The organism is Streptomyces sp. TLI_185, assembly GCF_003814765.1.
GTDB lineage: Bacteria > Actinomycetota > Actinomycetes > Streptomycetales > Streptomycetaceae > Streptomyces.
On the sequence record NZ_RKRB01000001.1, the window covers coordinates 7632780 to 7646117 of the forward strand.

The 13338-nt window shown below is 70.6% G+C and carries 12 protein-coding genes; 5 read left to right on the forward strand and 7 right to left on the reverse strand.

The window, feature by feature from the left end:
* Positions 1-26: 26 nt before the first annotated feature.
* Both EDD92_RS35245 and EDD92_RS35250 read right to left on the reverse strand, forming a co-directional pair.
* Positions 27-839, reverse strand: a complete 813-nt coding sequence (locus EDD92_RS35245) for a PaaX family transcriptional regulator C-terminal domain-containing protein (protein WP_030939744.1) — start codon at positions 837-839, stop codon at positions 27-29.
* The gene (locus EDD92_RS35250) at positions 836-2506 is read right to left on the reverse strand and encodes an AMP-binding protein (RefSeq protein ID WP_123968032.1); all 1671 of its coding nucleotides are present in this window, start codon (positions 2504-2506) and stop codon (positions 836-838) included. The genes EDD92_RS35245 and EDD92_RS35250 overlap by 4 nt, the downstream gene beginning before the upstream one ends.
* Before the next feature lie 124 nt (positions 2507-2630).
* Here EDD92_RS35250 and EDD92_RS35255 point away from each other — a divergent pair, with 124 nt between their 5' ends.
* Together EDD92_RS35255 and EDD92_RS35260 are read left to right on the forward strand one after the other, a co-directional pair.
* Positions 2631-3779, forward strand: coding sequence for an acyl-CoA dehydrogenase family protein (locus tag EDD92_RS35255; RefSeq protein ID WP_123968033.1), 1149 nt, complete (start codon positions 2631-2633; stop codon positions 3777-3779).
* Positions 3776-4174, forward strand: a complete 399-nt coding sequence (locus EDD92_RS35260) for a RidA family protein (protein ID WP_123968034.1) — start codon at positions 3776-3778, stop codon at positions 4172-4174. The genes EDD92_RS35255 and EDD92_RS35260 overlap by 4 nt, the downstream gene beginning before the upstream one ends.
* 7 nt (positions 4175-4181) lie before the next feature.
* Here the strand turns inward: EDD92_RS35260 and EDD92_RS35265 are convergent, their stop codons facing one another.
* Positions 4182-4376 (reverse strand): DUF5999 family protein, encoded by a 195-nt coding sequence (locus EDD92_RS35265; RefSeq protein WP_123968035.1) that lies wholly within the window; start codon positions 4374-4376, stop codon positions 4182-4184.
* A gap of 250 nt (positions 4377-4626) precedes the next feature.
* Between EDD92_RS35265 and EDD92_RS35270 the strand changes: the two genes are divergently transcribed.
* The gene (locus tag EDD92_RS35270; RefSeq protein ID WP_123968036.1) at positions 4627-5091 is read left to right on the forward strand and encodes a DUF6299 family protein; all 465 of its coding nucleotides are present in this window, start codon (positions 4627-4629) and stop codon (positions 5089-5091) included.
* 94 nt (positions 5092-5185) lie between these two features.
* Complete coding sequence (locus EDD92_RS35275) at positions 5186-6031, forward strand: PaaX family transcriptional regulator C-terminal domain-containing protein (RefSeq protein WP_123968037.1); 846 nt, start codon at positions 5186-5188, stop codon at positions 6029-6031.
* A 136-nt stretch (positions 6032-6167) separates the two neighbouring features.
* Here the strand turns inward: EDD92_RS35275 and EDD92_RS35280 are convergent, their stop codons facing one another.
* From EDD92_RS35280 to boxC, 3 genes are read right to left on the reverse strand one after another with little or no spacing between them, the layout of a single operon-like run.
* Complete coding sequence (locus EDD92_RS35280; RefSeq protein ID WP_123968038.1) at positions 6168-7697, reverse strand: benzoate-CoA ligase family protein; 1530 nt, start codon at positions 7695-7697, stop codon at positions 6168-6170.
* A 10-nt stretch (positions 7698-7707) separates the two neighbouring features.
* A complete protein-coding gene (boxB, locus tag EDD92_RS35285; RefSeq protein ID WP_123968039.1) occupies positions 7708-9129 on the reverse strand; it encodes a benzoyl-CoA 2,3-epoxidase subunit BoxB in 1422 nt (473 codons plus the stop codon).
* Between the two features lie 4 nt (positions 9130-9133).
* The gene (boxC, locus tag EDD92_RS35290; protein WP_123968040.1) at positions 9134-10762 is read right to left on the reverse strand and encodes a 2,3-epoxybenzoyl-CoA dihydrolase; all 1629 of its coding nucleotides are present in this window, start codon (positions 10760-10762) and stop codon (positions 9134-9136) included.
* A gap of 149 nt (positions 10763-10911) precedes the next feature.
* On the opposite strand from boxC, the gene EDD92_RS35295 reads away from it, so the two are divergent.
* Positions 10912-11634, forward strand: coding sequence for a hypothetical protein (locus EDD92_RS35295; protein ID WP_123968041.1), 723 nt, complete (start codon positions 10912-10914; stop codon positions 11632-11634).
* Between the two features lie 9 nt (positions 11635-11643).
* On the opposite strand, the gene EDD92_RS35300 is transcribed toward EDD92_RS35295, so the two are convergent.
* Positions 11644-13173 carry a UDP-N-acetylglucosamine 1-carboxyvinyltransferase gene (locus tag EDD92_RS35300; RefSeq protein WP_123968042.1) on the reverse strand — a complete coding sequence of 510 codons (1530 nt, stop codon included), beginning with the start codon at positions 13171-13173 and terminating at the stop codon, positions 11644-11646.
* Positions 13174-13338: the final 165 nt, after the last annotated feature.

Below are 13338 nucleotides of genomic sequence, written 5' to 3' on the forward strand. Positions count from 1 at the left end.
GACGCGGATTTCCCACGACCGCGCCGTCACACGCCCGCGAACTCGGCCCCCGCGTCCCTCAGCCGTGCATGCAGTTCCCGGAAGACGGCGGCCGAGCGGACGCCGGGCCAGTCCTCGGGGAGGAGGCCGGCGGGCAGGCCGGGGTCGGTGTAGGGGAGGTGGCGCCAGGAGTCGAGGGCGAGGAGGTAGTCGCGGTAGGCCTCCTCGGGCGGGGTGTCCACCCGGTGCTCCCACTCGTGCAGCACGGGCGCGTGCCGGTCGAGGAACGCCTCGTGCTCCTTGGCGATCGCGGCCAGGTCCCACCAGCGGGCGACCGCCTCCTCGGTCGCCGCGAACCCGAGGTGCTCGCCGCGGAACAGGTCGACATACGGGTCGAGGTGCAGCCGCTGGAGCGTGTGCCGGGTCTCCTCGTACAGCCGGGCGGGGGCGATCCACACCCCGGGCGTAGCCGTGCCGAACCCGAGCCCCGCCAGCCGGGAGCGCAGCACGTGCCGCTTCTGCCGCTCCGACTCCGGTACGGAGAACACGGCGAGCACCCAGCCCTCGTCCTCGGGCGGGGCGGTGGCGTAGATGCGCCGGTCGCCGTCGTCGAGCAACTGGCGGGCGTCCGGCGACAACTCGTACCCGGCGGCGCCCTGCGCCGTACGGCCCGGCAGCAGCAGTCCGCGGCGTTTGAGGCGGGAGACCGACGAGCGCACGGAGGGCGCGTCCACGCCGACCGCGGCAAGCAGCCGGATCAGTTCGGCGACGGGCACGGGGCCCGGCGCGAAGCGGCCGTACGCGCCGTAGAGCGTGACGATGAGAGACCGTGGTGCATGCTGGTCGGACACGTTGATCATCTTAGGTCGTCGGCATCAGTGCTGGTCACCTTCGGTGTCACGTTCGACGACACCTTCGGCGGCTCCTTCGCGTCAGGTGGGGTGTCACGGTCGGTGCGCAGTCTGAAGCGCTGCAGCTTGCCGGTCGCCGTGCGCGGCAGGGCGTCCAGGAAGACGATCTCGCGTGGGCACTTGTACGGCGCCAGCTCGGACTTGACGAAGGTGCGCAGGGGTTCGGCGTCCCGCTCGGCGCCCTCCTTGAGGACGACGTACGCCACGACGACCTGTCCGCGCGCCTCGTCGGGGCGTCCCACGACCGCTGCCTCCACCACGTCCGGGTGGCGCAGCAGGGCGTCCTCCACCTCCGGTCCTGCGATGTTGTACCCGGCCGAGATGATCATGTCGTCGGCGCGGGCGACATAGCGGAAGTAGCCGTCGCTCTCGCGAACGTATGTGTCACCGGTGACGTTCCAGCCGTCGCGCACGTAGACGCGCTGGCGCGGGTCGGTGAGGTAGCGGCAGCCGACGGGCCCGCGAACCGCGAGCAGTCCCGGCTGCCCGTCGGGCAGGGGCCGGCCGTTCTCGTCCTGCACGCGCGCGTGCCAGCCGGGAACGGGCACGCCGGTCGTGCCGGGCCTGATGTGCTCGTCGGCCGCGGAGATGAAGATGTGCAGCAGTTCGGTGGCGCCGATGCCGTTGATGATGCGCAGCCCGGTCCGCTCGTACCAGGCCTGCCAGGTGGCGGCGGGCAGGTTCTCGCCGGCCGAGACGCAGCGGCGCAGCGACGAGGTGTCATGGGCGTCGAGTTCGTCGAGCATCGCCCGGTAGGCCGTCGGCGCGGTGAACAGCACGGAGACCCGGTGCTCGGCGACCGCCGCCAACAACTGCTGGGGATGGGCCTGTTCGAGCAGGAGCGCGCTGGCGCCGACCCGCATCGGGAAGACGACCAGCCCGCCGAGCCCGAAGGTGAAGCCGAGCGGAGGGCTGCCCGCGAAGACGTCGTCCACATGGGGTTGCAGCACATGCTTGGCGAAGGTGTCGGCTATGGCGAGCACATCCCGGTGGAAGTGCATGCACCCCTTGGGGCGGCCGGTCGTGCCCGAGGTGAACGCGATCAGCGCGACGTCGTCGGCCGCGGTGGCGACGGTCGGGTACGGGGTGTCCGGCGCCGGGCGGTGCAGGAGGTCGTCGGGGGCGTCGCCGCCGTACGTGGTGATCTGCAGGCCGGGTATCTCGGCCTTGGCGAGGTCGTCGACGGCGCGTATGTCGCAGAGGGCGTGCCGGATCAGTGCCATGTCACATATGACTTCCAGCTCGTGCGGCCGCTGTTGGGCCAGCACCGTGACCGCCACCCCGCCCGCCTTCAGCACCGCCAGCCAGCAGGCCGCGAGCCAGGGCGTGGTCGGGCCGCGCAGCAGGACGCGGTTGCCGGGGAGGATGCCGAGGTCCCCCGTCAGGACATGGGCGATGCGGTCGACGCGGGCACGCAGGTCGCCGTACGTCCACGAAGGCCCGGCAGGGGTGTGGAACACCGGGCGGCCGGGGTCGGCATGGTCCAGCAGTTCGGCGGCGCAGTTCAGCCGATCGGGGTAACGGAGCTCCGGCAGGTCGAACCGGAGTTCTGGCCACTCTTCGGGCGGCGGGAGGTGGTCGCGCGCGAAGGTGTCGACGTGGGCCGAGACGTTCATGGCGGTGCGCCCCCTTGCCGTTCGGGCGTCGTGGTGGGCTCGCGCTTCGAGCGTATCGTGTTGGTGACGACAGTCAACGGTGCGCGATATCGTCGAGGGGTGATGCCGAGAAAGGGGACCGCCAATGCCCGTATTCTCGCTCGATCCGGTACAAACCGCCTGGTGTGCCGAGCTGCGCGCCCTCGCTGCCGAACGGCTGCGCCCGCTCGTGGAGAAGGCGGAGAAGAGCGAGCCGGGGCACGTCAACCGCCCCTTGGTCGCCGAACTGGGCCAACTCGGACTCCTGGAGCGGCTGTTCACCTCGGGGGCCCTCGACCTCTGTCTGATGCGGGAGTCGCTCGCGTACGCCTGCACGGAGGCGGAGACGGCCCTTGCGCTGCAGGGGCTGGGAGCCCATCCGGTCCATGCGTACGGCACGCCGGCCCAGCGGGAGCACTGGCTGCCCCGGGTGAGCGAGGGGAGCGCGGTCGCCGCCTTCGCGCTGAGCGAGCCGGGGGCGGGATCGGATGCGGCGGCGTTGTCGCTGACCGCCCTTTCTGACGGCCCCGACCGCTGGCGGCTCACCGGCGAGAAGTGCTGGATCTCCAACGCCCCCGAGGCAGACTTCTACACCGTCTTCGCCCGCACCACCCCCGGCGCAGGCGCCCGCGGCGTGACCGCCTTCCTGGTGCCCGCCGACCGCCCCGGCCTCACCGGCAGGTCCCTCGACATGCTCTCGCCGCACCCCATCGGCGCCCTCGACTTCGATGCCGTGCCCGTCACGGCGGACGATGTGCTCGGCGAGGCCGACCGGGGCTTCCGGGTCGCGATGGGTACCCTCAACCTCTTCCGCCCCAGCGTCGGCGCGTTCGCGCTCGGCATGGCGCAGGCGGCGCTGGATGCGACCCTCGCCCACACGTCCCGGCGGGACGCGTTCGGCGGCAAGTTGAAGGACCTGCAGACCGTCGCCCACCAGGTCGCCGAGATGGCGCTGCGCACCGAGGCGGCCCGCCTCATGGTGTACGCGGCGGCGACCGCCTACGACGAGAACGCCCCCGGTGTCCCGAAGCGCGCGGCGATGGCGAAGCTGCTCGCCACCGAGACCGCACAGTACGTCGTCGACCAGGCCGTCCAGCTGCACGGCGCCCGCGCCCTGCGCCGCGGCCACCTCCTCGAACACCTCTACCGCGAGGTGCGCGCCCCCCGCATCTACGAGGGCGCGAGCGAGGTCCAACGCGGCATCATCGCCAAGGAGTTGTACGCCGACGCGGACGCAACGGAGGAATCCCGGTGAGCACCGAGCGCGTCAATCCGCCCGACCTCTCCCCGGCGACCGGCTTCTCGCACGCCGTCGTCGCCACCGGCACCCGCATGGTCTTCCTGGCCGGTCAGACCGCTCTGGACGCCGACGGGAAAGTCGTCGGCCACACCCTCCCCGAGCAGTTCGAGCGGGCCCTCACCAATCTCCTCGCGGCCCTGCGCGCGGCGGGCGGCACCCCGGCCGACCTCGCTCGCGTCACCGTCTATGCCACCGACGTGGCCGCGTATCGCACACACGCACCTGAACTGGGGCACATCTGGCGGGAGTTGGCGGGCCGTGACTACCCGGCGATGGCGGTCGTGGAGGTCGTACGACTGTGGGACGAGGAGGCGATGATCGAGCTCGACGGGTTCGCGGTACTGCCCTGAGCGGGGCTCACGCCGCGACGGCCAGCAGCTCCGCCGGTGCCCGGTGCGGTGCGACGGCCTTGCCGTCCGGCGTCAGCTCACCGCTGTCGTCGAACACGATCGCGCCGTCGCACAGGAGGCTCCAGCCCTGCTCGGGGTGGGCGGCGACGACGTGCACGGCGAGCTCGTCGAAGGAAGGGCACGAAGTCTGGTGGGAACACATGGCGCACCTCCACGTCGGTCGGGACCGTCCGCCGGTCCCTATGGGAGGAGCATCCTCCCCTCCCGCAGTGTCAATATGCGGCTCCGCCGCGGGGCATCGGAACGGCCGGACGGGAAGCGTGACAACACGCGGACAACACCAGGACGGTTCCAGGACCGTCGGGGCGGACTCGCCACCGAGTGGGTGACGGTCACGGCCGTGGGCGCGCCCGCCGGGTACCAGTGGAAGCCCCACCTACAGGAGGTTTCCGATGTCCAAGCGACCCGCCCTGGCTCTCGCCGCCGGCGCTGCCCTGCTCCTGCTCGCCGCTCCCGCCGTGACCGCGGCCCCGTACAGGCCCGCGCCCGTGGAGCTGGAGGAGACGGTGACCGTCGACCCGACGGGCCACGTCTCCGCGGACGGCACCGTCACCCTCTCCGGCACCTACCGCTGCACGGGCAGTACGGGCGCGGCCTTCGTCAGCTCCTCCGTGAGCACCACGAAGGCCTCCGCGACGCACGGCACCTCGACCCTGATCCAGGGCATCGGCGGCACGGTCGCCGTGTGCGACGGTGTGACACACCGCTGGGAGAACACCAGCAGACCGTCGCCTGCCATCGGCCCGGGCAAGGTCAGCGTGGAGGCCACGGTCGCGGAACTCCGCTTCGAGGGCATCCTGCCGCTGCCCCGCATCCACGCCGACGAGCGGCACGAGGTCACCCTGGCCAAGGGCTGACCACCACCGGTTCGCGCCGCCGGACCCGGCCGGCGGCACGCACCCGCTCGACACTCTACGGATGGGTCGCGCAACGACAAGATATTGTGTAGGCATGCCGAAGGATGCATCCGCACGGCCGGTGGTCAGCCGCCGCCGGGAGGTCGGTGACACGAGCGCCCGGTCGCTGCTGATGACCCTGCTCGGCGAGTACGTCCTGCCCCGCGGCCGCCCGGTGTGGACGTCCGCCCTGGTCGAGGCCCTGGCGCTGTTCGGGATCGAGGAGAAGTCGGCCCGCCAGGCGCTCGCCCGCACGGCCGCGGAGGGCTGGCTGGCCTCGGAGCGGGTGGGCCGCCGGGTGCGCTGGGCGCTCACCCCGCCGGGGCGGCGGCTGCTGACCGAGGGAGCGCAGCGCATCTACGACTTCGGCAGCGGGGAGCGCGTCTGGGACGGCACCTGGCTGGTGGTCCTCGTCTCCGTACCGGAGTCCAAGCGCGACCTGCGGCACCGCGTCCGCACCCGGCTCAGCTGGGCCGGCTTCGGCTCCCCGGAGCCCGGCGTGTGGATCACGCCCCGTACCGACCGTGAGGCGGAGGCGCTCGGCGTCCTGAAGGAACTCGGACTGGCCGACGGCGCGATGTCCTTCACCGCGGCCTACGGCGCCGTGGGCAGCGAGGCGGCCATGGTCGCCCGGGCCTGGGACCTGAGCGAGGTGGAGCAGCGGTACGAGGCGTTCATCGACGAGTTCAGCGGCCTGCGCCCGGCGGACGGTGACGCCGTCCTGCACGACCTGACCAAGTTGGTGCACGAGTGGCGCCGCTTCCCGTTCCTGGACCCGCGCCTGCCCCCGAAGCTGCTACCCACGGGCTGGAGCGGCGCCCGGGCGACGGAGCTGTTCCATGGCAAGCATGCCGAATGGGGGGCGGCGGCGCGCCGGCGCTGGGAGGAGCTTGAGGGCTGAGCCCACCGCGGACGATTGCGGCTCCGCCGCGGGGCCGCGGCCGCGGGCCGCGATGGCCGTCGATCATCTACAGCATCGTCGTGGCTGGTCGCGCAGTTCCCCGCGCCCCTTCAGGGCGCTGCCGAACCGCCGCTGGTCACGACTCCTCCTCTACGCCCTCGCTGACCATGCTGCGCAGCACGTTCCGGCGCATCTTTCCCGTCGGCGTACGAGGCAGCTCCGGCAGCCCGATGACCGCGCGCGGTCGTTTGAACGCGGCCAGGCCTTCCCGGCACCAGGCGATGAGTGCAGCCTCGTCGACCTCGCGGCCGGCGCGCGGCACCACGCACGCGACCGGCTTGTCCAGGCCGTCCGCGTCCCGCGCCCCGACCACGGCGGCCTCGGCCACGTCGGGATGGGCCAGCAGCCGCTCCTCGACCTCGGCGGGCGACACCCAGATGCCGCCCGCTTTCAGCAGGTCGTTGGTGCGCCCCAGGCAGGTGTAGGTGCCGTCGCCGTTGCGGACGTACATGTCGCCGGTGCGCACCCACTCGCCGAGGAAGACCTGCCGGCTGGTCTCGGCCCGGCACCAGTAGCCGGTGGCGGCGGACGCCCCGCGCACATACAGCTCGCCGGGCGTGCCCGCGCCCTCCACGACGCGGCCGTCCTTGTCCCGCAACTCCACGGCGTACCCCGGAACAGGTTCGCCGGAGGAACCGGGGTGGACCCGCCCCTGCCGGTTGGAGACGAAGATGTGCAGCAGTTCGGTCGACCCGATCCCGTCCAGGACCTCCACGCCGAACCGCTCCCGCATTCCCCGGTAGATCCGTGCCGGCAGTGCCTCACCGGCCGAGACACCCACGCGTACGGTCGCGAAGGCGTCGTCGGGGATGTCGGGGCTCGCGAGCAGCGCGCCGAGGAAGCCGGGCACGCCGAACAGGACCGTGGCCCGGTCGGCCGCCGCCCGCTTGGCGAACAGCGCGGGCGAGGGCCGGGCAGGCTCCAGCAGGGCCGTCCCGCCGACGGCCAGCGGGAAGAACATCGAGTTGCCGAGGCCGTACGCGAAGAACAGCTTGGCGACCGACAGACACCGGTCCTCGGGGCCGATGCCCAGCACCTGCCGCCCGTAGTTCTCCGCCACGAACGCGATGTCGGCGTGCCGGTGCATCGCCGCCTTGGGGGTGCCCGTGGTGCCGGACGTGTAGAGCCACAGGGCGGGAGAGTCCGGCCAGGCGGGATACGTCGTGCCGTCCGCGCCGGAGGTCTGCAACTCCCGCCATTCGTCGCCCAGTACGACCCGCTCGACTTCCGGGGCCTGCGTCACGGCCGCCCGCACCACATTGGCGAACTCCGCCGACCCCAGCACCACTCGGCTACGGCAGTCCGCCACCAGCCTGCCCAGTTCCGCGCCGGTGAGCATGGTCGAGGCGGGCACGGCCACCGCGCCGATGCGGAAGGCGGCGAGGATGCCGGTGAACAGTTCGATGTCGTCCGCCATGCAGAACAGGACACGCTCCTCGGGCCGTACCCCGAGGGCACGCAGCCCGGCGGCCACCCGCCGGACCTCGCCGGACAGCTCTTCGTAGGTCAGGCTCCGGGTGGGCGTGACGACGGCGGTGCGGCCGCCGTTCCCGTCTCTCACCTGCCGGTCGACCAGCCAGTCCGCCGCGTTGAACAGCTCGGGCATCAAGGCCGCCTCACACCAGTCGGACGTACTCGTAGTCGAACGGTTTGCCGTTGATGCCGTTCACCGGCGGCGCCACCCAGCTCGCGATCTTCCCGCGCTCGTACACCGGCTGCATCAACGATCGTACGAACGCCAGGTCCTCGGTGGTCGGCAGCCAGTGGTCGCGGCCCGCCTCCCAGGTCTTCTCGTCGACGATGGTGCCGTCGGGCGTGATGTGGTGTCCGGCGGCGAGGCCGACGTGGCGGTTGAAGCCGGGGTGCGGGAGCTGCAGCCGGAAGTCGATGCCGTGCTCGTCGAGGATGCGGTTCCAGCGGTTGACGCCGGTCCTGCAGTCGGCGATGTACTCGTCGCGCAGGTCGAGATTGAGGGCGAGCAGGGCCGGGACCTCGTCGACCGCCCAGGAACCGTCGCCGGCCGGCTTGTCCAACCGGACGCCGTCGTCGGTGAGCCGGTGGTCGTCCTTTCGTCGCTCCTCCTGCCAGCGGCCCTTGAGCCCCGCGGTGTAGTAGTTGGCCGCATTGGTGGAGGTCTCGCTGCCGAACAGGTCCAGGGACACCGTGTAGTGGAAGTTGATGTACTTCTGGACGATGTCGAGCGGGATGCCGCCGCAGGCGGCGATGTCCGACGTGTCGTGCTCGCGGGCGAGTTGGGCGCTCCTGGTCACCACCCGGTCGACGCCGGTCGTCCCGACCATCATGTGGTGGGCCTCCTCCTTCAGCATGAAGGTGCAGGTCCGCGACAGCGGATCGAAGGCGCTCTCCTTCAGCGAGCCGAGCTGGTACTTGCCGTCCCGGTCGGTGAAGTACGTGAACATGTAGAAGGCGAGCCAGTCGGCGGTCTCCTCGTTGAACGCGCCGAGAATGCGCGGCGAGTCGGGGCTGCCGGAGTTGCGGTGCAGCAGCGCCTCCGCCTCCTCACGGCCCTCCCGCCCGAAGTAGGCGTGCAGGAGGTACACCATGGCCCACAGATGCCGCCCCTCCTCCACGTTGACCTGGAAGAGGTTGCGCAGGTCGTACAGGCTCGGCGCGCTCAGCCCCAGCAGGCGCTGCTGCTCCACCGAGGCGGGCTCGGTGTCGCCCTGGACGACGATCAGCCGCTGCAGATCGGCGCGGTACTCGCCGGGCACCTGCTGCCACACCGGCTCGCCCTTGTGCTCCCCGAAGGCCACGCGCCGGTCGGGGGTGGGCTCCGCCAGGAAGATGCCCCACCGGTAGTCAGGCACGTTGACGTGGTCGAAGTGCGCCCAGCCGTCCCGTCCGACCGACACGGCCGTCCGCAGATAGACGCCGTGGTTCTCCAGCGCCGGACCCATCTCGCCCCACCAGCCCAGGAACTTGGGCTGCCAGCCCTCCAGTGCGCGCTGCAGCCGGCGGTCGTCGGCGAGGCCGACATTGTTGGGGATCTTGGAGTCGTAGTCGATGTCCGTCGGCATCGGGTCACACTCGCTTCCGGTCGTAGACCGCCCGCTGCCCGGTGCCGTAGCGGCGCAACGCACCTTCCGGACCCGAGGCGTTGGGGCGTACGAAGATCCAGTTCTGCCAGGCGCTGAGCCGACCGAAGATCTTGGTCTCCATGGTTTCCGGTCCGACGAACCGGTGGTTGGCCTCCATCCCGGTCAGCGCGTCCGGGCTCAGCGCCGCCCGCTGCTCCAGGACGAGACGGACCTCGTCCTCCCAGTCGATGTCGTCGGGTGCGTCGGTGACGAGACCCAGCTCGCGCGCCCGGGCGGCGCTCAGCGGCTGCCCGGCCTCCCGGCGCAGCCAGTCGAGGTGGTCGTCCCGGCCGTAGAACCGGGACTGGAGCCGGGACAGCCCGTTGCCCATGGGGAAGACCCCGAAGTTGGCTTCGGACAGGGCGAGTTGTGCCCTCTTCTCGCTGTCCGGGTCCTCGATCGGCGGCCCGTCCAGCATGTACTGCAGATCGCAGGCCAGGGCGAGCTCCAGCAGCAGCCCCGCAAAGCAGCTGCCCGGCTCGATCAGCGCGACGAGACTGCGGCTGGTGACGTCCAGCCGCTTCAGGGTGCGCTTGTAGTAGTGCAGGATCTCGTTCGCCAGCCAGTGGTCCCTCGTGCTCAGCAGGCGCTGTTCATGAGCCAGTACGAGCGCGGGGTCGCCCTCGGTGCGCAGTACCCAGGTGCCCGGCTCGGGCTCGTTCGTCCTCAGGTGCAGGATCACGTCGTCGAGTTCGCGGGTGAGGGTGAGCAGCCAGCCGTCCCCGCTGCCGTCTTCGGGTCCTCGTACGGTGAGATGGACGACCCCGGCGGGACCGTCGAACTCGGCCCGCACATACCGGTAGAAGACCCCTTGCTCATTGAACTCCCGTTCCAGCGGGTCGAGTCGGATCCCCCGAACATCCGCCGGACGGGGATTGCGGGCAGCCGCCTCCCTCGCCCGCTGCTCGACGACCGCACGGAACTCCCTCCGCGGCACGACCTCGTCCACCAGCCGCCAGTCCACCGCCGTCTTGCCCCGTACGCCGTCGCTGCGGGTGGCGAAGACGTCGGCCAGGTCCTTGCGCACCCGGCGCTTGTCGGTCAGCCGGGTCAGCCCGCCGGTGCCGGGCAGCACCCCGAGGAGCGGCACCTCGGGCAGCGCCACCGTCGAGGAGTTGTCGTCGATCAGCAGGATCCGGTCGCAGGCGAGCGCGAGCTCGTAACCGCCGCCCGCGCAGGAGCCGTTGACCGCGGCGATGAAGGTGAGCCCCGAGTGCTCGGAGGCATCCTCCATGCCATTACGGGTCTCATTGGTGAACTTGCAGAAGTTCACCTTCCACGTGTGCGGGGAGGCCGCGAGCATCCGGATGTTCGCCCCGGCGCAGAAGACCTTCTCCTTGGCGCTGGTCACCACCACCGCCCGCACCTCGGGGTGCTCGAACCGCAGCCGCTGCAGCGCGTCGTACAGCTCGATGTCGACGCCCAGGTCGTAGGAGTTGAGCTTCAGCTCGTACCCAGGAACCAGACCGCCCTGCTCGTCGACGTCCAGCTCGAGCCAGGCGACCGGCCCGTCGGTCCACAGGTTCCAGTGCCGGTACGTCTGCGGACTCCGGTCGAAGGACACCACCACCATGCCGAGCGCCTCCTCGCGCCGGTGCGGGTACCGATAGCTCGATGGTCTACAGAAGAACATCAGTGCGTCAAGGTTCTGTAGAACAAAAAGGGCTGAAACACCGCCGATGATGTGATCGTGAGTGTCGGGAAGAGACCGAGGAAAGGGCCATGGCGAAAGAGCGAGTGACGGTGTGCGTTCCCCCGTGCGATCCGGGGGACGTCGTCGAGGCCATCGGCGCGGCCATGGCGCCGTACGACTACAACCGAGACGCCGGAGTGGGCGATCCGGACGTCGAGACCTGGTGGGACTATTGGCAGATCGACGGCCGGGGCTGCGAGTTCCTGGTCGTCCCCGGTCATGAGGACGACCCGCGCCTCATCCGGGGCGCCAAAGCCCTGTCCGGAGAGCCGCGCAATGTCCCGCCGTCACTGTGCGACGGCGGGCCACGCGCGCTGCTGGACCTTGAACCGCCGCGTGCGCAGGCGGCTGCTCGGGCGCGGCGGGCGTTCGAAGCGTGGCAGGACTTCTCCGCCGCCTATCCGCCCGCCCTGCCGTCGAGCCATTTCTGGGCCAGGCACTTCGCCGACCCCGAGGGCTACCCGCGGGAACAGCTCCTGGAGGACTACCGCACCCAGCCGGCCATCGTGGCGCTCGGCAACAACCCCGATCTTGGGGAGCTGATCGGCCACGACCCGGTCGCCCGCCTGACCGGTGACGTCGAAGCGTACGTACGGTCAGCCGCCGACGAGGCCCTGCCCTCGAACGCCCTGCTGACCCTGGACGGACGGTGGCTGGACGTCGCGAACGCCCAGCGGCGCCGCCACTTCAACGACTACCTCGACGCCCTGCCGGCCGACACGCTCGTCGTGCGGGTCCTGTACCACGGATGAGGCGGTGGCTCAGATGTCCCGGAAGATCTCGATCTGAGCCCCCACCGAGTTCAGCCGCTCGGCCAGATCCTCGTAACCCCGGTTGATGACGTACACGTTGCGCAGTACGGACGTGCCGTCGGCCGCCATCATCGCCAGCAGGACGACCACCGCGGGCCGCAGTGCGGGCGGGCACATCATCTCGGCGGCGCGCCAGCGGGTCGGGCCCTCGACCAGTACCCGGTGCGGGTCGAGGAGTTGGAGGCGGCCGCCCAGGCGGTTCAGGTCCGTCAGATAGATCGCGCGGTTGTCGTAGACCCAGTCGTGGATCAGGGTCTTGCCCTGCGCCACGGCGGCGATGGCGGCGAAGAACGGGACGTTGTCGATGTTCAGGCCGGGGAACGGCATCGGGTGGATCTTGTCGATCGGCGCCTCCAGCTTGGAGGGCCGCACGGTGAGGTCCACCAGCCGGGTACGGCCGTTGTCCGCGAAGTACTCGGGCGTGCGGTCGTGGTCGAGCCCCATCTCCTCCAGGACCGCCAGTTCGATCTCCAGGAACTCGATCGGCACGCGCCGCACCGTCAGTTCCGACTCCGTCACCACCGCGGCCGCCAGCAGGCTCATCGCCTCGACCGGGTCCTCGGAGGGGGAGTAGTCGACGTCGACGTCGATCTGCGGCACGCCGTGCACGGTGAGGGTCGTCGTACCGATGCCCTCGACCTTGACGCCCAGCGCCTCCAGGAAGAAGCACAGGTCCTGGACCATGTAGTTGGAGGACGCGTTGCGGATGACACTGACACCGTCGTGGCGGGCGGCGGCCAGCAGCGCGTTCTCGGTGACGGTGTCCCCGCGCTCGGTCAGCACGATCGGCCGGTCGGGCCGCGCCGTCCGGTCCACCAGGGCGTGGTACTGCCCCTCGGTGGCGGTGATGTCCAGGCCGAACCGGCGCAGCGCGATCATGTGCGGTTCGATGGTCCGCGTGCCCAGGTCGCAACCGCCCGCGTACGGCAGCTTGAAGTTGTCCATGCGGTGCAGCAGCGGACCGAAGAACATGATGATGGACCGCGTCCGTACGGCGGCGTCGGCGTCGATCGCCGCCATGTCCAGCTCGGCGGGCGGCACGATCTCCAGGTCCACACCGTCGTTGATCCAGCGGGTACGCACACCGATGGAGTTGAGCACCTCGAGGAGCCGGTACACCTCCTCGATCCGTGCCACCCGGCGCAGCACCGTGCGGCCCTTGTTGAGCAGGGAGGCGCACAGCAGCGCGACACACGCGTTCTTGCTCGTCTTGACGTCGATGGCGCCGGACAGCCGACGGCCGCCGACCACCCGCAGATGCATCGGCCCCGCATAGCCCAACGAGACGATTTCGCTCTCCAGGGCTTCACCGATTCGGGCGATCATCTCAAGGCTGATGTTCTGATTGCCGCGCTCGATGCGGTTGACGGCACTCTGGCTGGTGCCGAGCGCCTCCGCGAGCTGGGCCTGTGTCCAGCCCCGATGTTGCCGGGCGTCACGGATGAGCTTGCCGATGCGTACGAGGTAGTCGTCTGCCATGGGGTTGAGGCTATCTCAGATATGAGATGAGGCACGCGAAGGGGGTCCATTCGGGTGACGGACCGTCAACGTCGCCTCCGGAAGGTCGGTGGGGCGGGCGCCTCCCTTCACGTCGGACGGACTTCCCCGTGGCAGGTCGAGTACCCAGGCTTGGCGCACTGATGG

Coding starts and splice junctions, on each gene's coding strand:
- EDD92_RS35295 (WP_123968041.1), top strand. CDS start 10,912: ATGGCGAAAGAGCGAGTGACGGTGTGCGTTCCCCCGTGCGATCCGGGG.
- EDD92_RS35245 (WP_030939744.1), bottom strand. CDS start 839: ATGATCAACGTGTCCGACCAGCATGCACCACGGTCTCTCATCGTCACG.
- EDD92_RS35275 (WP_123968037.1), top strand. CDS start 5,186: ATGCCGAAGGATGCATCCGCACGGCCGGTGGTCAGCCGCCGCCGGGAG.
- boxC (WP_123968040.1), bottom strand. CDS start 10,762: ATGGTGGTGGTGTCCTTCGACCGGAGTCCGCAGACGTACCGGCACTGG.
- EDD92_RS35265 (WP_123968035.1), bottom strand. CDS start 4,376: ATGTGTTCCCACCAGACTTCGTGCCCTTCCTTCGACGAGCTCGCCGTG.
- EDD92_RS35280 (WP_123968038.1), bottom strand. CDS start 7,697: ATGCCCGAGCTGTTCAACGCGGCGGACTGGCTGGTCGACCGGCAGGTG.
- EDD92_RS35300 (WP_123968042.1), bottom strand. CDS start 13,173: ATGGCAGACGACTACCTCGTACGCATCGGCAAGCTCATCCGTGACGCC.
- boxB (WP_123968039.1), bottom strand. CDS start 9,129: ATGCCGACGGACATCGACTACGACTCCAAGATCCCCAACAATGTCGGC.
- EDD92_RS35255 (WP_123968033.1), top strand. CDS start 2,631: ATGCCCGTATTCTCGCTCGATCCGGTACAAACCGCCTGGTGTGCCGAG.
- EDD92_RS35250 (WP_123968032.1), bottom strand. CDS start 2,506: ATGAACGTCTCGGCCCACGTCGACACCTTCGCGCGCGACCACCTCCCG.
- EDD92_RS35270 (WP_123968036.1), top strand. CDS start 4,627: ATGTCCAAGCGACCCGCCCTGGCTCTCGCCGCCGGCGCTGCCCTGCTC.